The following is a 19,695-nucleotide window of genomic DNA, read 5'->3' as shown; positions in this document are numbered from 1 at the left end:
CGAAACGCTCCGCACCGATCTTCGTCAGCGCCGCCGTCAGCGTCGTCTTGCCATGGTCAACGTGACCGATCGTGCCCACGTTCACGTGGGGCTTGGTGCGCTCGAACTTACCCTTGGCCATGGTCCTGTCTCGTTGAGGCGCCTCGGTGGAGGCGTACGGTGGGGGAGTGCTTTATTGACGAGTCCGGCCATGGATGGCCGGGGTTTTGCGGGAGGATCCGCATACAACATGGTGCTCACGAAAGGAATCGAACCTTCGACCTCCTCCTTACCAAGGAGGTGCTCTACCGACTGAGCTACGTGAGCGGAACTTCGGTTTTCAGCAGATCGTCTGTCGCGGCGATCAATGGAGCGGGAGACGGGAATCGAACCCGCGCTAGTAGCTTGGAAGGCTACAGTTCTACCATTGAACTACTCCCGCGCCGGCTTGAACCTGCTGGGGTTGCAGCACCGGCGAGTGGTAAGTCCGCCGGGTAAAACGTGATCGCGTGAAGCTGGTGGAGGGAGGTGGATTCGAACCACCGAAGGCGTAAGCCAGCAGATTTACAGTCTGCCCCCGTTGGCCGCTTGGGTATCCCTCCGAAGAGCCCGCAATTCTGGCGGACGGCTTCGGGCAAGTCAACGGACCGTTCACTTCCCCGACCGTGCGCCGAACCGGCCGTCAGACGTTGAAGCGGAAATGCAGGACGTCGCCTTCCTGCACCCGGTACTCCTTGCCCTCCAGGCGCAGGCGGCCGGCATCGCGCGCGCCGGCCTCGCCCTTGTACTTGAGGTAATCGTCGAAGCCGATCGTCTCGGCGCGGATGAAGCCCTTCTCGAAGTCGGTATGGATCACGCCGGCCGCCTGGGGCGCGGTCGAGCCGGCCTTGACCGTCCAGGCGCGGACCTCCTTCACGCCCGCCGTGAAGTAGGTCTGCAGGCCCAGCAGCTTGTACGCGGCGCGGATCACGCGGTTCAGGCCGGGCTCGTCGAGGCCGAGGTCGGTGAGGAAGGCATCGCGGTCGGCATCGTCGAGCTGGCTGAGCTCCTCCTCGATGGCGGCCGAGACCGGCACCACCTCGGCGCCTTCGGCGGCCGCGCGGGCGCGGACGGCGTCCAGGTGCGGGTTGTTCTCGAAGCCGTCCTCGAGGACGTTCGCGATGTAGAGCACCGGCTTGATCGTGATCAGGAACAGGTCGCGGACGGCCGCCTTGTCCTCGTCGGACAGGCCCAGCGCGCGGGCGGCCCTGCCCTCGTCGAGCCCGGCGCGGATGCGGCCGAGGATCTCGGCGCGGACCTTCGCGTCCTTGTCGCCGGTCTTGGCCGAGCGTTCCGCGCGCTGCAAGGCCTTGTCGACGGATTCGAGGTCGGCGAGCGCCAGCTCGGTGTCGATCGTCTCGATGTCGGCGATCGGATCGACCTTGTTCGCCACGTGGATGACGTCCGGATGCTCGAAGCAACGCACCACGTGGGTGATCGCGTCGACCTCGCGGATGTGCGCGAGGAATTTGTTGCCCAGGCCCTCACCCGAGGCGGCGCCGGCGACCAGGCCGGCGATATCGACGAACTCGACCGCGGTCGGGATCACCTTCTGCGGCTTCACGATCTCGGCGAGCTGATTGAGGCGCGGATCCGGCACGGGCACGATGCCGACGTTCGGCTCGATCGTGCAGAACGGGAAGTTGGCCGCGGCGATGCCCGCCTTGGTCAGTGCGTTGAAGAGGGTCGACTTGCCGACGTTGGGCAGGCCGACGATGCCGCATTTGATGCCCATGGTCTGGCTCCGGTGGTTCGAACGGGAATGCGGAAGCGGCCGTCGGACGGCGGCTTCCGCATGGCCGCTCAGGCTTTCGCGGTATTGAGGCGCTTCATCGCCTCGTTGATATCGCCATTGACGGCGAGCGGCATGACGTCGATGGCGTCGTCGATCGAGCGCAGGATCGATGCTTCGTCCGCGGCGGTGGGCTTGCCGAGCACCCAGCCGACGACCTTGTCCTTGTGGCCCGGATGGCCGATGCCGACGCGCAGGCGGTGGAACTTCGCATGGCCGAGCAGCCGGATCGTGTCGCGCAGGCCGTTCTGGCCGCCGTGGCCTCCGTCGAACTTGAGGCGTGCCGTACCGGGCGGCAGGTCGAGTTCGTCGTGCGCCAGCAGCGCCTCGTCGGGTTCGATCTTCCAGAAACGCAGCGCGGCGGTGACCGACTTGCCCGAGAGGTTCATGAAGGTAGCGGGCTTGAGCAGCCAGACCGGCGCACCGCCGATGTCGACCTTACAGGCTTCGCCGAACAGCTTGGGCTCGATGCGGAACTGCCCGCCATGCCGGCGCGCGAGCTCGTCCACGAACCAGAATCCGGCATTGTGCCGCTGGCGCGCGTGCTCGGGCCCGGGATTGCCCAGTCCGACGATGAGTTTGAGGCCGGCCATCGCGTGCTCCGCAAACACGAACGGGCCGACCGCGAGGGCCGGCCCGTCCGCATGACGCGATTACTTCTTGTCGCCTTCCGCAGCCGGAGCCGCGTCGTCGTCCGACGTGCGCGCAGCCTTGGCGATGACGATCGCGACGTCGTGCTCCTTGCCCAGCTTGAGCTCGGGGATCTCGACGCCTTCCGGCAGCTTGATGTCCGACAGGTGCACGATGTCGCCCTGCTTGAGGTTCGACAGGTCGACCTCGATGAACTCCGGCAGGTTCTTCGGCAGGCAGCTCACGGTGACTTCGTTGAGCTCGTGCGTGACGACGACCTCGGCGGACTTGCCGGCCGGCGACTTCTCCTGGTTGAGGAAGTGCAGCGGCACGGCGGCACGCAGCGTCTCGTTCGCATTCACGCGCTGGAAGTCCAGGTGCATGATCTGCTGCTTGTACGGATGGCGCTGCATGTCACGCAGCAGCACGCTCTCGACGCTGCCGTCGACGTCGAGGTTGAGGATCGACGCGTAGAACCACTCGTTCTGGCTCGCGAGCCAGATCTTCTCGTGGTCGAGCTGGATGGACTTCGGCTCGGCGCCACCGCCGTAGACGATGGCCGGGATGGCGGCGGAGTGACGCAGGCGGCGGCTCGCACCCTTCCCCGCGTCGGTCCGGGCCGTGGCCTGGATGGTGTGTTCGGACATTTCGGTTACTCACTTCTTACAGCAGAGGAAATCGCCTCGCGGCGACGGTGTGACTCACCCGCGACCAGGTGAGCCGGAAAAATCAGTCGACGTAGAGCGAGCTCACCGACTCGCCGAAGGCGACGCGGCGGATCGTCTCGGCCAGCAGCTCGGCAACGCTCAGCTGGCGGATCTTGGAGCAGGCGCGCGCGGCGTCGGACAGCATGATCGTGTCGGTGACGACGAGCTCGTCGAGCGCCGAGTTCGTGACGTTCGAGATCGCCGCGCCCGACAGCACGGGGTGCGTGCAGTAGGCGACCACCTTTGTCGCGCCACGCTCCTTGAGCGCGCCCGCGGCGGCGCCGAGCGTGCCGGCGGTGTCGACGATATCGTCGACCAGCACGCAGGTCTTGCCTTCCACGTCGCCGATGATGTTCATGACGGTCGCCACGTTCGCCTTCGGCCGGCGCTTGTCGATGATCGCGAGGTCCGCGTCGTCCAGGCGCTTGGCGATCGCGCGGGCGCGCACCACGCCGCCGACGTCGGGACTCACCACCACCATGTTGTCGGTGCCGTGCGCGCGCCAGATGTCGGCGAGCAGCAAGGGGGATGCGTAGACGTTGTCGACCGGGATATCGAAGAAACCCTGGATCTGGTCGGCGTGGAGGTCGACGGTGAGCACGCGGTCGGTACCGACGGCACTGAACATCTTGGCCGCGACCTTGGCCGTGATCGGCACGCGCGAGCTGCGCGGGCGGCGATCCTGGCGGGCGTAGCCGAAGTACGGCACGACGGCGGTGACGTTGCTGACCGAGGCGCGCTTGAGCGCGTCCACCAGCACCAGCAATTCCATGAAGTTCTCGGCCGTCGGGGCGTTCGTCGGCTGGATGACGAACACTTCCTGCTTGCGGACGTTCTCCTCGATCTCGACCTGCACCTCGCCGTCGGAGAACTTGCCGACCAGCGCCTTGCCCAGGCGCGTCCCGAGCTCCTTGCAGACGGCCTCGGCGAGCGGCTTGTTCGCGTTGCCGCTGAAGACGAGGAGATTGCGATCTTTGTGCATGGCCGGATCGGGGATTCGAGATGGGAATTTCGAACGGTGGGACCGGACCGGAGCGGCGCTCGAAAGCAGCCGGCTCGGGATCGGCGGATCCCCAATCAATGGCAGGGGCGGAAGGATTCGAACCTACGAGTGCCGGGATCAAAACCCGGTGCCTTAACCACTTGGCGACGCCCCTACAGCCTTGCGAGCGCGCGGTGGACCGGCGAGACGTGCGCGCCGGCCACGAGCCGGCATCGCAGGTCCGCGGGCAGTCGCCGCAGCGCCCGCTCGGCCGAGTCGCGCGTGGCGAACTCGACGAAGCAACCGCTGCCGGTTCCCGTCAGGCGGGCCTCGCCGACCTGCGACAGCGCATGCAGCACGGCATCGACCGCCGGCTCACGCGCGCGCAGGACAGGCTCGAACACGTTGCCGGGCCGCGCGCCCCGGACGTTGCCGCCCGGAACGAAGTCCGCCATTTTCAAGGGCGGTGAATCCCGCGTCAAATCGGGGTCCGCGAAGAGCGCGGCGGTGGGGACGTGCACGCCGGGGTCCGCGAGGAGGTACCAGGCCGGCGGCAGGTCGACCGGCACCAGCCGTTCGCCGACGCCCTCGGCCCAGGCATTGCGGCCGTGGACGAAGACCGGGATGTCGGCGCCGAGGGCGAGGCCGAGCGCGGCAAGGCGATCCAGCGGCCAGTCGATGCGCCAGAGACGGTTGAGGACGAGCAGGACGGTGGCCGCGTCAGACGACCCGCCACCGAAGCCGCCCCCGACGGGTGTGCGCTTGACCACCTCGATGTCGACACCTTGCCCGACGTTGGCCGTCGATGCGAGCACTTTAGCAGCACGAACCGCGAGATCCGCCTCGGGCTCGACGCCCGCGGCGGACGGCCCGGTCCGGGCGATGACGCCGTCGTGCCGCACGCGCAGGCGGATCGTGTCGCCCCACTCGAGCAGGCGGAAGACGCTCTGCAGCTCGTGGTAGCCGTCCGGCCGGCGGCCGGTGATGCGCAGGAACAGGTTGAGCTTGGCGGGGGCCGGCCAGGCGGTCCAGGCCGCCTCGCTCATGGCGCGTCGGCGCCATCGGTCCAGCGATCGATCGCGAGGCGCACGCGGGTCGGGCCGCGGACGGCGTCGATGCGGCTGGGCAGGTCGTCCGCAGCGCCAGTGGCTGCCGCGTTCCACGAATAGGTGATCGTCCAACCGTCCTGGGCGAGTTGCGCGACTCGTCCGGCGCCGTCGAAGCGGGTGACGGCCGGTGCGCCCGGCGCGCGCAGGCCGCGCAGCCAGGCGGTGAGCGCGCGCACCGGCACGTCCCAGCCGGTCGCCTCGCGCAGCAGCGCGTCGGCATCGGGTCCCGTGCGGGGGCCGCCGTCGAGGCCCTCGAGGCGCGCGCTGCGGCCATCGCCGCTCAGGCGCCAGCTCTGCCGGGTGACCGGCGCGCTGAGGGTGACGTCGAACCGGGCGGCGGACTGGCGCCATTCGATCCGGCCGCTGCCACCCTTGCCGTCGGTGGACACGGCGAGGCGCCCGTCGAAGCCCCAGTCGCGATCGGTCTGCAATGCGGCCTCGCGCGCCGCCTGGCGCGCTTCGGCCTCGACCGGGGCGACGGCCGGCGCGCTCACGCGCGAGGTGGCACAACCGGCGAGAACGAGGCCCGCGGCGAGGATCGTGGGGAGCTTCATGGACGGGGGGATTCCTTGCCGGTCGCCGGGGCGGGTGCGGGCGCAGGCGCGGCGGGGGGTCTCGGGATGGACGCCGGCGCAGGGGCCGAGGCCGGGGCCGGGGCCGGCGGCAGCTTCGCGCCGGTCTTCTCGAGGGCGCGGGCGAGCGAGCGGCTCTCGGGATCGAGGCGGCGCGCCTCGCCGAAGTAGCGCAGGGCCTCGTCGCGGCGGCCCAGCACCCACAGCACCTCGCCCACGTGCGCGGCGATCTCGGCGTCTTCCTGGAGCGCATACGCGCGCTGCAGTTCGACGAGCGCCTCCTGCGTACGGCCGAGCCGGTAGAGCACCCAGCCGTAGCTGTCGATGATCGCGGCGTTGTCGGGCTCGGCGGTGCGGGCGCGATTGATCAGCTCGAGCGCCTCGCGATAGCGGTCGGTACGGTCGGCGAGCGTGTACCCGAGCGCATTGAGCGTGGCGACGTTGTCGGGCTGGGCGACGAGGATGCGACGCAGGTCGGCCTCGGCGCGCGGAATGTCGTCGCGCCGCTCGAAGCTCAGCGCGCGGGCGTAGAGGATCTCGGGATCGTCCGGGAACGTCGCGAGGCCGCGTGCATAGGCATCGACCTCGCGCTCCGTATTGCGATCCTTTTCCCAGAGCGACGCTTCCATCAGGTAGGCATCGCGGCGCGAATCGTCCTCGGACGCGGCGTCCTGCTGCAGCGTGTGCAGCAGGTCGAAGGCTTCCTTCGCGCGGCCGAGCTCGTGCAGCACGTTCGCCGTGCGCAGGCGGGCGGTCCAGCGCTGCGGGCCGCCCGGCACGCTCGCATACCACTCGAGCGCGGCGGGGTAGCGCTTGAGCGACTCGGCGACCTGGCCGAGCAGCAGGCGGCGGCTCGGGTCCGGGCGCTCGGCGTCGCGGGCGAGCTCGTCGTAGAGCCTGGCGAGCGCGGCGTCGTCCTTGTCCTGCGCATGCAGGGCGGCGCGCAGCGCGTAGGTGGTGTCGTCCTGCGGGCCGCGCGCGAGCATCGCCGCGGCGGCGGCCTCGTCGCCGAGGGCGTCGTACTCGCGCGCGACGGACAGCCGCAGCTCCTCGTCGACCGCCGCGGAGGCGGCGAGCGCGTCGACCACCTTGCGGGCCTCCGCGTCCTGGCCACTCTCGCGCAGCTGGCTCGCGCGCAGCAGCTGCACGCGCGGATCGCCGGGGAAGCGGCGCACCACCTCGGCGACGATGCGCTCGGCGAGCTTGGGCCGGTCGAGGCGCTGGGCGAGCCCGCCGTAGGCGAGCCAGGCCTGCAGCACGGGGGGCAGCGCGCCGCGATCGACGAGCTTCTCGAGTAGGTCGGCCGCCTGTTTCGGGCTCTTGGCGCCGCCGGCGAGCACGATGAGCGCCTGCTTCCAGCCGCTCTCGCCGGGGCGGCCGAGCAGCGCGGTGAGCTGGCGCAGGGCCGAGACCTCGTCGCCCCGACGCAGCGCGAGGCTCGCCTCGGCGACCTCGAAGCCTTCGCTCGGCGCCGCGCCGCGCGGCAGCAGCGAGCGCCAGAACGCGAGCGCCTCGGCGGCGCGGGCGTCCTCCTTCGCGAGCAGGGCGATGCCCGTCGCGCGTTCGGCGAGGTCGAGGTTGCGGGTGGCGCGCGCGGCCTGCAGGTAGTAGCGCGAGGCCTCGGCCAGCTTGCCGGCCTGCAGGGCGAACTCGCCCGCGAGGAGCGGCTCCAGCGGCGGCGCCTTCGCCGCCGGCGCGGCGCCCAGCGGCAATGCGACGGCGAGCAGCAGGCCGGCGGCCCGGATCTGGATCGAACGTGAAACGGCAGGCATGCGCACCCGGGGGCTGGCGACGGGACCGAACGGTGCACCGGTAGAATGACGACCGCTGCCGCCGCAGCTTATCGCACGCCCCTGTCACGAATGGGTTTTCACGTCATCGGCCTCAACCACGAAACCGCGCCCGTCGACGTGCGCGAGAAGGTGGCGTTCGCCGGCGACGCACTCGGCACGGCATTGGGCGAGCTTCAGCGGCTGCCGGCGGTCCGCGAGGTCGCACTGCTGTCGACCTGCAACCGCACCGAGCTCTATGCGGAGACGGACGACGACGGCGCCGTGCTCGCCGACTGGCTCGCGCAGCGCTCGCAGGCCGGCACGGGCCTGTTGCCCTACCTGTACCGCCATCGCGATACCGATGCCGTCCGCCACCTGTTCCGCGTGGCGACCGGGCTCGACTCGCTGGTGCTCGGCGAGCCGCAGATCCTCGGCCAGGTGAAGGACGCCTGGGCGACCGCACGCGCCGCCGGCACCCTCGGCAACCGGCTCGACCGCCTGTTCCAGCACGCCTTCAGCACCGCCAAGCGCGCGCGCACCGACACGCGGATCGGCGCGAATCCGGTGTCCGTCGCGTCGACCGCCGTCCGCCTGGCCGAGGAATCGTTCGCGCCGCTGCCCGATTCCACCGTGCTGCTGATCGGCGCGGGCGAGACGATCGAGCTCGCCGCGCGCCATCTCGTGCAGGCGAAGGCCAAGCGGCTGCTCGTCGCCAACCGCACCGTCGCCCACGCGCAGGACCTCGCGCTGCGCCACGGCGCGTATCCGCTGCCGCTCGCCGACCTCGACAAGCACCTGCACGAGGCCGATGTGGTGATCAGCGCGACCGCGAGCCGCGAGCCGATCCTGCGCGCGCCGCAGCTGCTCGCCGCGCTCGCGCAACGCCGGCGCCGGCCGATGCTGCTGCTCGACCTCGCGGTGCCCCGCGACATCGCCGCCGACGTCGCCGACGTGCCGGATGTCTTCCTCTACACGGTCGACGACCTCGAGAAGGTCATCGACGACAGCCGCCGCAGCCGGCGCGAGGCGGCGACCGAGGCCGAGGCGATCGTCGAGCTGCAGGTCGCGCGCTTTCGCCAGAAGCTCGAGGCGAGCACGCGGATCGAGCCGGTCAAACGCCTGCGGGCCCACGGTGAGGCGGCGCGCGCCGAGGTGCTTGCCCGCGCCCGGCAGCAGCTCGCCGCGGGAACATCACCCGACGACGTGCTCGAATTCCTTGCGCACACGCTCACCAATCGCCTGCTGCATGCACCCACCGTCGCCCTGCGTGACGCGGCCACGCAGGGCGACGGCGACCTCGCGCGGGCCGCGGAGCGGATGTTTCCGGAGCCGGCGCCGGGCAGTGCGGTGCCCCCACAGGCAGGCACGACGCCGGACGGGGACGTGCGGGGCTAGCGACGCGGCATCCCGCCGCCGCCCTGCCCGCCCTCGCCACGGAATCCGCCTGCATGAATCCCTCGCTGCGCCGCAAGCTCGAAGCCCTCGCCGAACGCCGCGAGGAGGTCGAGCGCCTGCTCGCCGATCCCGCGGTCATCAATGACGCTCCACAGTTCCGGCGGCTCTCGCGCGAGTTCGCGCAGCTTGGCCCGGTCGCGACCGCGCTCGCCGACGAGCAGCGCGCGCGGGCCGACCTCGCCGCCGCGCAGGCGATGCGCGACGACCCCGAGATGCGCGAGCTCGCCGACGAGGAGATCGACGCCGCGACCTCGCGCCTGGCGATGCTGGAGACCGAGCTGCTCGCGCACCTGATCCCGAAGGATGCGCGCGACGAAGGCGACGTCTACCTCGAGGTACGCGCCGGCACGGGTGGCGACGAGGCCGCGATCTTCGCCGGCGACCTCTTCCGCATGTACACGCGCTTCGCCGAGCGCCAGGGCTGGCGGATCGAAGTGGAGTCGGCCAATCCCGGCGAGCACGGCGGCTTCAAGGAAGTGATCGCACGCGTCGAGGGCGCCGGCGCGTACTCGCGGCTGAAGTTCGAATCGGGCACGCATCGTGTGCAGCGCGTGCCGGCGACCGAATCGCAGGGCCGCATCCACACGTCCGCGGCGACGGTGGCGATCATTCCGGTCGAGGCGGACGAGGCGCCGATCGAGATCGCGCCCGCCGACCTGCGCGTCGACACGTTCCGCTCCTCCGGTGCGGGCGGCCAGCACGTCAACAAGACCGACTCGGCGATCCGCATCACGCATATTCCGTCGGGCGTGGTCGTCGAGAGCCAGACCGAGCGCAGCCAGCATGCCAACCGGGACAAGGCGATGAAGCGCCTGCGCGCGATGCTCGCCGATGCGCAGGCCGCGAAGGCCGCGGCCGCACAGGCCGAGACGCGCAAGCTGCAGGTCGGCAGCGGTGATCGCAGCCAGCGCATCCGCACCTACAACTTCCCGCAGGGCCGCATCACCGATCACCGCGTCGAGGGCCTCACGCTCTACGACCTGCCGAACGTGATGGACGGCGCGCTGGAGCCGCTGCTCGACCGGCTGCGCGCCGAGGCGCAGGCGGACGAGCTCGCCCGCCTTACCGCGGGCACCTGAGCTATCGCCGCGCGCGTCCGGCGCGCTAACGTGCCACCACCCCACCGCATGAACCCGCATGGACATCCGTATCCGCCAGGCCATGCCCGACGATCTCCACGAGGTCGCGCGCCTGTTCGACAGCTACCGGCAGTTCTACGGGCAGCCGTCCGACGTCGCCGCGGGCCGCGAGTTCCTGCGCGAGCGGATGGAGTCGCAGCAGGCGATGCTGATCGTCGTCGAGGGTGACGACGAGCTGGTCGGCTTCGCGCAGCTCTATCCGATGTTTTCGTCGGTGCGCATGGCCTCGATCTGGATCCTCAACGATCTCTACGTGGTGCCGGAGGCGCGGCGGCACGGCGTCGGCCGGCTGCTGCTCGAGGCGTCGGCCGCCGCCGCGCGCGGCGCGGGTGCCACGCGCCTCGTGCTGGAGACCGCGCGCGACAACTTCCCCGCGCGTGCGCTCTACCGCGCAGCCGGCTGGAACGAGGACGAGACGCAGTGGTACGGGCTCGACCTCGCAACGGCCGCCGCGTTGAACTGACGTGCACGTCGATCCGCGACGGGCCGCACGCGAGCGCGTGCAGCGTTCACCGGCGGACGCCATCGGCTGGATCCTGCTCGCCGAGGCGGAACTCGATGGCGGCGACGCGTCGGCGGGCGCGGCCGCCGCGCAGCGCGCGCTCGCGCTCGCGCCGGGGCATCCCGAGGCGCTCGCGCGCCTCGGCCGCGCGGAGTGGATGCAGGGCCGGCACCGCGATGCCGCCGCGACGCTCGAGCGCGCCGCGCGTGCCGCGCCGGCGCATCCGGGCATCGCGGTCTGGTTCGCGCACGCGCTGGAGGACGCCGGCCGGCTGGAGGACGCGGCGACCGTCTTCGCGGCGGCACGGCGCATGCTGCCGCACGAGCCGCAGGTCGCCGCCTACCTGCTCGCCGCGCGGCGTCGGCTCTGCGACTGGCGCGACGTCGATGCGCTCGCTGCCGAGGTGCGCGCGGCGGTGCGCGACGGCACGGCCGCGGTCGAGCCGTTCGCCTTCCTGAGCGAGGACGCCTCGCCCGCCGAGCAGCTTCGATGCGCACGCCTGCGCGCGGCGCAGGTGGCCGCTGCAGTGCGTCCGCTGCCGCCGCCCGGCTCGCGCAGGCCCGGCCTGCTGCGCGCGGGTTTCCTGTCGAACGGTTTCGGCTCGCATCCCACCGGACTGCTCACCGTCGCCTTCCTGGAGGCGCTGGCGGCCCGGAACGACATCGACGCACACCTGTTCGCGCTCAATCCGGACGATGGCGGCGCGGTGCGACGACGCCTCGCCGCCGCCACGACACTCCACGACGTTACCGGGCGCGCGCATCGGGTCGTGGCGCACGCGATCCGCGAGGCGGGTATCGACGTGCTCTTCGACCTGCGCGGCTGGGGCGGCGGCGGCGCACCGGAAGTGCTCGCGATGCGTCCCGCCCCGGTGCAGGTGAACTGGCTCGCCTACCCTGGCACGTCGGGCGCGCCATGGATCGACTACGTGCTCGCCGATCGCATCGTGCTGCCGGATGCACTGGCGCCGCACTTCTCCGAAGCGGTGGCCTGGCTGCCGGGCTGCTTCCAGCCCTCGGACCACCGCCGCCAGGTGCCGCCTGCCCCGACCCGCACCGACTGCGGGCTGCCGGAGACGGGCACCGTCTTCTGCTGCTTCAACAACAGCTACAAGCTCAACCCGGCGAGCACGGCACGTGCGTTCGAGGTGCTGCGCGCGGTGCCCGGCAGCGTGCTGTGGCTGCTCTCGGGCCCGGGCGAAGCGGATATGCGGCTGCGACACGCAGCACGCGCCGCGGGCCTCGATCCCGTGCGTCTGGTGACGATGCCGAAGCAGCCGCACGCGGCTTACCTCGCGCGCCTGCGGCTGGCCGATCTCTTCCTCGACACCGGCCCCTACGGTGCGCACACGACCGCGTCGGACGCGCTGTGGGCCGGCTGCCCGGTGCTCACGCGGCCTGGCGAGACGTTCGCCGCGCGCGTTGCCGCCAGCCTCCTCACGCATCTGGGCCTGCCGGAGCTCGTCGTACGCGACGACGACGCCTTCGTCGCACGTGCCGTCGCGCTCGGGCGCGATCCCGACGCACTCGCCGCGCTGCGCGCGCGCGTCGAATCGTGCCGCGAGGCCTCCTCGCTCTTCGACATGCAGGCCTTCGCCGACGGCTTCGCATCGGCGGTCGCGACGATGCACGCGCGTGCGCTTGCCGGCGAGGCGCCGGCGCCGATCGGCTAGCCCGTGCCGTCGCGCTCGGCCAAGCGGCGGTTGCGCCGGTAGATCAGCTGCCCGACCACGCCGGTGAACAGCAGCACCGCATTGGTGAACACGAAGACGCCATTGTCGAGCAGCCAGCTGTAGACGACGAAGCCCACGCTTGCGCACATCTGCCCGATGAAAAGCCAATGCGAGACGCCCTCGGTCGTGCGCTCGCGCCACTGCGTATAGACCTGACGCGCGAGCGTGGCGATGAGGATCGCGGACGCGGCCCAGCCGATGGCATCGACGAGGCTCATGCGCGCCGACCGTTGAGGTGGGGAGCTCGAGACATTCGTCGAGCGTGTCGACGCAGGCGTGGCAGGCGGGTGAAGCATCCCCCGCGACACCCGCCTCCGGGCCATCGAAGGCGCTGCCAACGCGCCACGCAATGCGGCCTTCTTGCAGCCGCCCGCGCGGGTCAGCGGATCTCGAACGACGCCGTCGTGAGCCCCGCCGGATCCATCGGCGCGCGCTCGACGCTGTCGACCCGCGCGAGGTCCGGGCCTTCGCGGAGCCAGTCGCCGAATGCCTCGATCGCTTGCGACTCACCGTCGGCGAGCACTTCGACACGGCCGTCCGCAAGATTGCGCACGGTGCCACGCAGGCCGAGACGGCGTGCCTCGAACGCAGTCGCGGCGCGGAAGCCCACGCCCTGCACGCGCCCTGTCACGAGAAAGCGGACGGTGCTCATGCGGCCGGCACGCCTGCGGCGATCGCCTGCTCGAGGTCCGCCACCGTCACCGGGCCGACGACCTTCTTCGCCACGCGCCCGTCCGGGGCGATCAGCACCGTCATCGGCAGTCCGCGCGGCGTCTCGAAATCGGCCGGCGGATCGTAGGTGTCGACGATCGCGATCGGGTACGTCGGCTTCACCTTGGCGAGGAAGGCCTGCATATCGGCCTTCTCGATCTCCTCGTAGGCCAGCCCGATCACCTCGACGTCGTCGCGCTTGTCGGCGAGCGCTGAGAGCTCGGGCATCTCCTTGAGGCACGGCCCGCACCAGGTCGCCCAGAAGTTCACCACCACCCACTTGCCGCGCTGTGCGGCGAGGTCGTACGGCGTGCCGTCGAGGAGCGCCACCTGCAGTCGCGGCCGTGACGGGTCGCCGGCCGTGGCGGCGGGCTCGGCGGCGGGCTCGGCGGCGGGCTTGGCGGGCTTGGCGGGCTTGGCGGGCTTGGCGGGCGTGGCCGGCGCGGCCGGCGCGGCCGCCGGTTCGGGCCGGACGCAGCCGGCCAGCAGGCCGAGCGCGAGCGGGAGCAGCAGGAATCGGGAATGCATCAGGTCTCCTTCTTATGCCAGATCGTGCCAACGCGGCGCTTGAGCAGGTCGCGCAGCGGCACGCGGAGTTCATCGATCGCCTCGACGACGGTCGGGCCGAGGTCGTCGTCGCGGCAGGGCAGGTGTGCCTCGGCGATCGGGATGCGCAGCTGGCAGGCTTCGTAGAGCTCGGCGAGCGGCAGGCCGTCGAGGTCGCGCGCGAGCAGCCATTCGCCGCCTTCGGCGCGGCGCACCACGTTGATCGAGCCGAGCTGGGCGAGCATCTGCTGGACGAGGGTGTCGGTCAGCATGGGCTCGAGCCGCAGGATGTCGTCGGCATGCAGGCCGAGCCCGTGCTTGCGCGACTGGTCGAAGCGCGCGAGCAGCCGCAGCAGGCCGTAGATCTCGTAACCGTGCGGCAGGCGCTGCGCCACCGGCTGGTAGCGGAACGCGGAGATCGACGCCGCGAACGAGGCCCCGAGCAGGATCGCGAGCCAGCCGAAGTAGATCCACAGCAGGAAGATCGGGACGAAGGCGAGCTTTTCATAGATCTGGTCATACGTGCCGAAGCCGCCGAGGTAGGCACCGATCGTCCACTTGCCCGATTCGAACAGCAGCGACGCCAGGAGCGCGCCGGAGATCGCATGCCGCCAGCGCACCGTGCGGTGCGGCACCACGCGGTAGATCGTCGCGAAGGCCGCCATTTCGATCAGCACGGGGGTCATCCGCAGCAGCACCGACTCGAGCAGGTCGCCCGCGCGCGTCTCGAACACCGAGAGCGCGAAAAAGCGCGCCGAGATCGCCAGGCTCGCCGCCGCGAAGACCGCGCCGAGCGTCAGCACCGTCCAGTAGACGAGGAAGCGCCCGAACTTCGGCCGCGCGGCCTTGACGCGCCAGATGTGGTTGAACGTGGCTTCCACGCTGGTGAGCGTGACCAGCAGCGACACCACCAGCGCGATCACGCCCGCAGCCGTGAGCTTGCCCGCGTTCGCCGAGAACTGGCGCAGGTAGCTCTCGGCCGAGCGCGCGGTGCTCGGCACGAAGTTGGAGAAGACGTAGTCGCTGAGCTGGTCCGACCAGGTCGCGAAGACCGGGAACGCCGCGAGCACGCCGAACACCACCATCGACAGCGGCACCAGCGCGAACACGGTGGTGAACGACAGCGCGCCGGCGGCCTGGAACAGGTTGTCGTCGAGGCTTCGCCGCGCAAGGAACCGGAAGAACGCCGCGGCCCGGGCGCGGTCGCGCAGGCGCGGGCTGAGCAGGTCGAGCAGGTACAGGGGCTCCATCGCGGGGCAGACTAACCGATCGTCCGTCGCGGCCGGCGGTATGCTGGCGCCCCTGTCGCCCGAGGTGCCCAATGCCCGACGTGCTCGTCGTCTATTACAGCCGTGGCGGCTCCGTCGCGCGCCTGGCGCGGCATGTCGCGCGTGGCGTCGGCGAGGTGTCCGGCATGCAGGCGCGGCTGCGCACCGTGCCGCCCGTCGCGCCGGTGACGCAGGTTGCCGCCCCGCCCGTGCCCGACGAGGGCGCGCCCTACGTGGAGCCACGCGACCTTGCCGAGTGCGCGGGGCTGGTGATCGGCAGCCCGACGCGCTTTGGGAACATGGCCGCGCCGCTCAAGCACTGGCTCGACGGCCTCGGCGGCGAATGGGCGAGCGGCACGCTGGTCGACAAGCCCGCGGGCGTGTTCACGTCGTCCTCGACGCAGCACGGCGGGCAGGAGTCGACGCTGCTGTCGATGATGATCCCCCTCCTCCACCACGGCTGCGTGATCGCGGGCATCCCGTACACCGAGCCGGTGCTGAGCAGCACCCGCACCGGCGGCACGCCCTATGGCGCGAGCCACGTCGCCGGCGTGCGTGACGACCGCCCCGTGGACGACGACGAGGCCCACCTCGCGCGCGTGCTCGGCCGGCGCATCGCGCAGATCGCAGGGCGGCTCGCATGACGCCCGCCCATCGCCTGCTGGTGGCCGCCCTGCTCGCGCTCGTCGCGCTCTACGGCGCCTGGTTCGGGCCGCAGCGCGACATCGCCGCCGTGCTCGTGTTCGGGGTGCCGCCGCTGCTGCTCGCCATGGGCGTGCAGCGGGGTGCATCGCGCGCCGGCTTCTGGGCGGGCGTGCTCGCGCTCGCCTGGTTCAGCCACGGGATCATGGTCGCGTGGACGCGGCCGGCCGAGCTCGGCCATGCGCTCGTCGAGATCGCGCTGTCGCTGGTGGTCGTCGGCGCGGCGAGCCTGCCCGGCCTGCGGTCCCGCTTCGGGGCGCGTCGCGGCACGCGCCTATAATCGCGCTCCCGCCTCACCGACCCGCGCCATGGATTCGCTCTGCATCGTCACCACCGGCGGCACGATCGACAAGATCTACTTCGACGACAAGTCGGACTTCCAGGTCGGCGAGCCGCAGATCGGCCGCATCCTCGACGAGATCGGCGTGGCCTTCCGCTACAGCGTGATTCCGATCATCCGCAAGGACTCGCTGCACATCACCGATGCCGACCGCGAACTCGTGCGCGCCACGATCGAGGCGCAGCCCGCGTCGCACGTGCTGGTCACGCACGGCACCGACAGCATGGTGCAGACCGCGCGCGTGCTCGCCGCGGTCGAGGGCAAGACGATCGTGCTCACCGGCGCGCTCAACCCGGCGCGCTTCCACGGCTCGGATGCGGTCTTCAACATCGGCACCGCCGTCGGTGCCGTGCAGTGCCTGCCACCGGGCGTCTACATCGCGATGAACGGCCGCATCTGGAACCCGCTGCGCGTGCGCAAGAACGTCGAGGCCAACCGCTTCGAGGCGATCGACTGACCGCCAACGTTTCCGGCCGCGCAAAGAAAAACCCCGGCCGAAGCCGGGGTTTTCCGTTTCACCTCGCAGCGATCAGCGGAAGCCGGCGATCGTCGCCTTGGTGTTCACGAGCACGCGCTGGTTGTCGTTGCGCGTGGCCGTGCCCATCGCCTGGCCGCCGTACGTGATGTTCGGGTTGGACCAGTAGTTGATGCGCGGGCAGCTCGGCGAGCAGTTGTACGCCATGATCGTGCGCCAGGCCTTGTTCGGGGCCTGGTAGCCGTGGCCGTAGGCGTACGGCGTGTTGGTCGGATCGGCCGCGGGATCGTGGCGCGCCGACTGCAGGTGGCCGATCTCGTGGGCGAACGAGTAGTAGCCCGTCGCGCAGTCCCAGTACACCGTCGCGAACGCCGTCGAGGCGGTCGAACCGATGCCCGAAGCGAGGCCGCAGGACGAGCTGTCGTTGCCGACGAGCATCATCACGTCCGCCGCGACCGAATTGCGCGTGGCGTGGATGGTGTCCATGTAGCCGTCGGACGTGCCGCGGAAACGCGACAGGTCGGTGCTCATGCCGACGCTGTTGTACGTCGTGGTGTAGTAGCCCGCGAGCTGCAGGGTGATGCCGACGTTCGAGTTGCGATAGCCCTGGTTCGACTCCGACACCGCGAGGTCGACCAGCGCGCGCATGTCGCCGCCGTACGCGTTGATGGCGTTCTGCGTGGCCACGACCATCACGCGGATCGTCTGCGCGGTGCCCGAGCTGGTGCCGGTCGGCGAGATCGTGCCCGGCTTGTCCTTGCCCGCCATCTGGATGCTCGGCAGGTCGGCGAAGGCGGACGGGTGGTCCTTCGGCATGCGCGACTCGTCGACCTCGACGACCGCGTGGTTGCCATCGGGCAGCGGGCGGATGCGGAAGAGCTTGCCGTCCACGCGCACGTTACCCGTGACCTTGCCGTCGCGGCTGACGAGCGTCGCGCTGTTACCGGCGTCGAAACGGGACTCGCGCGCGGTGAGCGCGGCGGACTTGCGCGTCTCCTTGATCTGGCCGGTCCAGACGAGGCCGCCGTCGCCGGTGGACTGCGCGCTGTCGAGCACGGCATTGACCTGGCGGTGGCCGAGGTCGAGCAGGATCTCGCGCGTGTTCGCACTGACGACCGCGGCGTTCGCGCGCATCACGCGCATGTTCGCGGTGTCGGGCTTGGCGGCGAGCGCCGAGACGGCGGCGCTCGCGCGCGGCGAGGCGGTGCCGGTGAAGAGCGGCTGGCCCGCGAGGGCGACGCCGCTCGTCGCGAGCAGCGCGGTGGCGACGGTGAACTTGATCGACTGCGACTTCATGGGTCTCTCCTTAGACAGCAGGGGGGCGCGCCCATCGGGTCGATGGGCGACGTGAAGGTCAGGGAGTCACGAAAAAGACCGCCCCGGCGCGGGCCGGGGCGGTCGTGGTGGATCAGAACGTGATCGACCAGCTGTTGATGTAGCCGGTGTCGCCGGAGTAGATGTCACGCACGCGCAGGCGCCACGTGCCGTTCTTCAGTTCGGCCGAGAGGTTCACGTTGTACGTCGTGATCACGTTGTCCGCGCTGTCGGAGCTCGACGTGTTCTTCAGGCGGTACAGCGAGCCGTCCGGCGCGACGAGGTCGATCTGCAGGTCGCCACGGTAGGTGTGGCGGATGTCCACGGCCACCGCGGTCGGGTTCAGCGCGTTGCCGGTGCGGCCCGACACCGTGATCGGGCTGTCGACGGTCACGTTGTCGCTGACCGTGTAGTCGCCGCTGTTGGTGTACGTGGTCGTCGTGCCGCCGCCGCCACCGCCGCCGTTGGCGGAGTCCACCGCCTTGCGCGCGTCGACGATGCCCGCGCCGCAGCCGCCCGAGCAGGCGCCGGCGAGCGGATACGCGGTCGTCTTGAGCAGCGATTCGACGTCGGCCGGGCTCAGCGGCGCGAGGCCGAGGGCCTTGCGGCGGCTCTGCACCAGCGCGACCACGCCGGCCACGTGCGGGCTGGCCATGGAGGTGCCGTTGTACGAGGCGTAGTTCTCGGTGCTCGGCGACTGCGTGCCGCTGTTGAGCGTCGAGAGGATGTTCGAGCCCGGCGCCGAGACGTCGATCTTCGCGCCGTAGTTCGAGAAGCTCGAACGGGCGCTCGCGCTGGTGACGGAGGCCACGGTGATCACGCCGTTGCAGCTCGCCGGCGAGAAGTTCGTCGCGTCGGCATTGCTGTTGCCGGCGGCCACGACGACCGTCGTGCCGCGGCTGACGGCGCCGTTGATCGCGGTCTGCGTGGTGGCGTCGCAGGTGCCGCCGCCGCCGAGCGACATGTTGATCACGTCGGCGCGCGTGGCCACGTTCGGCACGCCGGTGACGGCGCCGCCCGAGGCCCAGGTGATCGCGTCGGCGATGTCCGACGTGTAGCCGCCGCAGCGGCCGAGCACGCGCACCGGCATGACCTTGGCGTTGAACGCGGTGCCCGCCACGCCGACGCCGTTGTTGGTGCGCGCGGCGACCGTACCGGCGACGTGCGTGCCGTGCCAGCTGGAGTTCGACGTCTGGCACTGGGTCGCGTCGGTGTTCCAGTCGCCCGGGTCGCTCGCGTCCGCGTCGCGGCCGTTGCCGTCGCGCGAAACGAACGTGTCGGTGATGAAGTCGTAGCCCGCGATCACGTTCGCGTTGAGGTCGCTGTGGCTGGTGATGCCCGTGTCGAGCACGGCGACGATCGTGTTGGTGCCGGTCGCGACGTCCCAGGCGGTGTTGGCGCGGATGCCGGCATCGGCGTCCTGGTAGCCCCACTGCTGCGGATAGCTCGGGTCGTTCGGGGTGAGCACCGGCTTGAGCAGGCGGTCGACCTCGACGTACTCGACGTTCGGATCGGCCGCGATCTGGCGCATCAGGCTCTCGGCCTCGATGCGGTCGAGCTTGCGGTCGGCGCGGACGAGCTCGGCGCCCGTCGAGATGCGGCGCACGCGCTGCAGGCCGAGCGCACGGCCGCCGGCGACCGCGGAGGCGGCGCGGCTGAGCGACTGCTGCATGCCGGCGGTGCTGGCCGTGGCGGCTGCATCGTCGCGGTACTTCACGATGAAGCGGTCGTGTGTCGGCTGCGACTGCAGGCCGGAGGCATTGACGCGGCCCGCGGCGGCGGCCGTCGTGGCGGTGGAAGCGAGGACCAGGGCGGTCGCGGCGGCGAGCGCGTGCATGCGGTGGGACTTGGACTGCGACATCGGTGAGGGACCCTTTGCGAGTGGAGTTCCGCGTCCTGCGGGGGAAGCATCGCAGCAGTCCGGCCGAA

The 19,695-nt window shown here is 70.9% G+C and carries 21 protein-coding genes and 4 tRNA genes; 7 read left to right on the top strand and 18 right to left on the bottom strand.

Annotated features, from left to right (window positions below; translation table 11 throughout):
* The 12 genes from ACYVJJ_RS06360 to ACYVJJ_RS06305 all read right to left on the bottom strand — a co-directional run.
* On the bottom strand, positions 1-121 hold a 121-nt coding region (locus ACYVJJ_RS06360), incomplete at its 3' end, for a GTP-binding protein (RefSeq protein ID WP_049419246.1).
* A 109-nt stretch (positions 122-230) separates the two neighbouring features.
* Positions 231-306 (bottom strand) — tRNA-Thr (locus ACYVJJ_RS06355).
* A 41-nt stretch (positions 307-347) separates the two neighbouring features.
* Positions 348-421, bottom strand: a tRNA-Gly gene (locus ACYVJJ_RS06350).
* A 74-nt stretch (positions 422-495) separates the two neighbouring features.
* Positions 496-581: transfer RNA gene (locus tag ACYVJJ_RS06345), tRNA-Tyr, on the bottom strand.
* Positions 582-661: 80 nt separating this feature from the next.
* Positions 662-1,753 carry a redox-regulated ATPase YchF gene (gene ychF / locus ACYVJJ_RS06340; RefSeq protein ID WP_460832057.1) on the bottom strand — a complete coding sequence of 364 codons (1,092 nt, stop codon included), beginning with the start codon at positions 1,751-1,753 and terminating at the stop codon, positions 662-664.
* Between the two features lie 68 nt (positions 1,754-1,821).
* Positions 1,822-2,403 carry an aminoacyl-tRNA hydrolase gene (pth, locus tag ACYVJJ_RS06335; protein WP_460832056.1) on the bottom strand — a complete coding sequence of 194 codons (582 nt, stop codon included), beginning with the start codon at positions 2,401-2,403 and terminating at the stop codon, positions 1,822-1,824.
* 60 nt (positions 2,404-2,463) lie between these two features.
* Positions 2,464-3,087: a 50S ribosomal protein L25/general stress protein Ctc gene (locus tag ACYVJJ_RS06330; RefSeq protein ID WP_460832054.1), complete on the bottom strand. Its 624-nt coding sequence runs from the start codon at positions 3,085-3,087 to the stop codon at positions 2,464-2,466.
* A gap of 82 nt (positions 3,088-3,169) precedes the next feature.
* Complete coding sequence (locus ACYVJJ_RS06325; RefSeq protein ID WP_460832053.1) at positions 3,170-4,129, bottom strand: ribose-phosphate diphosphokinase; 960 nt, start codon at positions 4,127-4,129, stop codon at positions 3,170-3,172.
* 99 nt (positions 4,130-4,228) lie between these two features.
* Positions 4,229-4,304 (bottom strand) — tRNA-Gln (locus tag ACYVJJ_RS06320).
* Positions 4,303-5,175, bottom strand: coding sequence for a 4-(cytidine 5'-diphospho)-2-C-methyl-D-erythritol kinase (gene ispE, locus ACYVJJ_RS06315; protein WP_460832051.1), 873 nt, complete (start codon positions 5,173-5,175; stop codon positions 4,303-4,305). The genes ACYVJJ_RS06320 and ispE overlap by 2 nt, the downstream gene beginning before the upstream one ends.
* Positions 5,172-5,792, bottom strand: coding sequence for a lipoprotein insertase outer membrane protein LolB (lolB, locus tag ACYVJJ_RS06310; RefSeq protein WP_460832049.1), 621 nt, complete (start codon positions 5,790-5,792; stop codon positions 5,172-5,174). Before lolB ends, ispE begins: the two co-directional genes overlap by 4 nt.
* The gene (locus ACYVJJ_RS06305) at positions 5,789-7,582 is read right to left on the bottom strand and encodes a tetratricopeptide repeat protein (RefSeq protein WP_460832048.1); all 1,794 of its coding nucleotides are present in this window, start codon (positions 7,580-7,582) and stop codon (positions 5,789-5,791) included. The genes lolB and ACYVJJ_RS06305 overlap by 4 nt, the downstream gene beginning before the upstream one ends.
* A gap of 90 nt (positions 7,583-7,672) precedes the next feature.
* Here ACYVJJ_RS06305 and hemA point away from each other — a divergent pair, with 90 nt between their 5' ends.
* The 4 genes from hemA to ACYVJJ_RS06285 are packed head-to-tail and all read left to right on the top strand — an operon-like array spanning position 7,673 to position 12,350.
* A complete protein-coding gene (gene hemA, locus ACYVJJ_RS06300; protein ID WP_460832047.1) occupies positions 7,673-8,977 on the top strand; it encodes a glutamyl-tRNA reductase in 1,305 nt (434 codons plus the stop codon).
* 53 nt (positions 8,978-9,030) lie between these two features.
* Positions 9,031-10,116, top strand: a complete 1,086-nt coding sequence (gene prfA, locus ACYVJJ_RS06295; protein WP_460832045.1) for a peptide chain release factor 1 — start codon at positions 9,031-9,033, stop codon at positions 10,114-10,116.
* 58 nt (positions 10,117-10,174) lie between these two features.
* Positions 10,175-10,639: a GNAT family N-acetyltransferase gene (locus ACYVJJ_RS06290; RefSeq protein ID WP_460832043.1), complete on the top strand. Its 465-nt coding sequence runs from the start codon at positions 10,175-10,177 to the stop codon at positions 10,637-10,639.
* A gap of 1 nt (position 10,640) precedes the next feature.
* Entirely contained in the window at positions 10,641-12,350 is a 1,710-nt protein-coding gene (locus ACYVJJ_RS06285) for an O-linked N-acetylglucosamine transferase, SPINDLY family protein (RefSeq protein WP_460832041.1), read from the top strand.
* Here the strand turns inward: ACYVJJ_RS06285 and ACYVJJ_RS06280 are convergent.
* From ACYVJJ_RS06280 to ACYVJJ_RS06265, 4 genes are all read right to left on the bottom strand, one after another.
* Entirely contained in the window at positions 12,347-12,628 is a 282-nt protein-coding gene (locus tag ACYVJJ_RS06280) for a SemiSWEET family transporter (RefSeq protein ID WP_460832039.1), read from the bottom strand. The two genes, ACYVJJ_RS06285 and ACYVJJ_RS06280, sit on opposite strands and share 4 nt — an antisense overlap.
* Positions 12,629-12,789: 161 nt before the next feature.
* Entirely contained in the window at positions 12,790-13,062 is a 273-nt protein-coding gene (gene yccX, locus ACYVJJ_RS06275; RefSeq protein ID WP_460832037.1) for an acylphosphatase, read from the bottom strand.
* Positions 13,059-13,649 carry a TlpA family protein disulfide reductase gene (locus ACYVJJ_RS06270; RefSeq protein ID WP_460832035.1) on the bottom strand — a complete coding sequence of 197 codons (591 nt, stop codon included), beginning with the start codon at positions 13,647-13,649 and terminating at the stop codon, positions 13,059-13,061. Before ACYVJJ_RS06270 ends, yccX begins: the two co-directional genes overlap by 4 nt.
* Positions 13,649-14,917: a YihY family inner membrane protein gene (locus ACYVJJ_RS06265; RefSeq protein WP_460832033.1), complete on the bottom strand. Its 1,269-nt coding sequence runs from the start codon at positions 14,915-14,917 to the stop codon at positions 13,649-13,651. Before ACYVJJ_RS06265 ends, ACYVJJ_RS06270 begins: the two co-directional genes overlap by 1 nt.
* A gap of 71 nt (positions 14,918-14,988) precedes the next feature.
* Between ACYVJJ_RS06265 and wrbA the strand changes: the two genes are divergently transcribed.
* Genes wrbA through ACYVJJ_RS06250 form a run of 3 tightly spaced genes read left to right on the top strand, consistent with a single transcriptional unit; the run spans position 14,989 to position 16,434 of the window.
* Complete coding sequence (wrbA, locus tag ACYVJJ_RS06260) at positions 14,989-15,579, top strand: NAD(P)H:quinone oxidoreductase (protein ID WP_460832031.1); 591 nt, start codon at positions 14,989-14,991, stop codon at positions 15,577-15,579.
* Positions 15,576-15,917: a DUF2069 domain-containing protein gene (locus ACYVJJ_RS06255; protein WP_460832029.1), complete on the top strand. Its 342-nt coding sequence runs from the start codon at positions 15,576-15,578 to the stop codon at positions 15,915-15,917. Before wrbA ends, ACYVJJ_RS06255 begins: the two co-directional genes overlap by 4 nt.
* Before the next feature lie 28 nt (positions 15,918-15,945).
* Positions 15,946-16,434, top strand: a complete 489-nt coding sequence (locus ACYVJJ_RS06250) for an asparaginase domain-containing protein (protein ID WP_460832027.1) — start codon at positions 15,946-15,948, stop codon at positions 16,432-16,434.
* 72 nt (positions 16,435-16,506) lie between these two features.
* Here the strand turns inward: ACYVJJ_RS06250 and ACYVJJ_RS06245 are convergent, their stop codons facing one another.
* Both ACYVJJ_RS06245 and ACYVJJ_RS06240 read right to left on the bottom strand, forming a co-directional pair.
* Positions 16,507-17,748 carry a M12 family metallo-peptidase gene (locus tag ACYVJJ_RS06245; protein WP_460832026.1) on the bottom strand — a complete coding sequence of 414 codons (1,242 nt, stop codon included), beginning with the start codon at positions 17,746-17,748 and terminating at the stop codon, positions 16,507-16,509.
* 112 nt (positions 17,749-17,860) lie between these two features.
* Positions 17,861-19,627, bottom strand: coding sequence for a S8 family serine peptidase (locus ACYVJJ_RS06240; protein WP_460832025.1), 1,767 nt, complete (start codon positions 19,625-19,627; stop codon positions 17,861-17,863).
* Positions 19,628-19,695: the final 68 nt, after the last annotated feature.

The organism is Lysobacter humi (ex Lee et al. 2017) (assembly GCF_054781815.1).
Note: the sequence above shows the minus strand (reverse complement) of the source record. Positions and strands in the feature narration are given on the sequence as shown.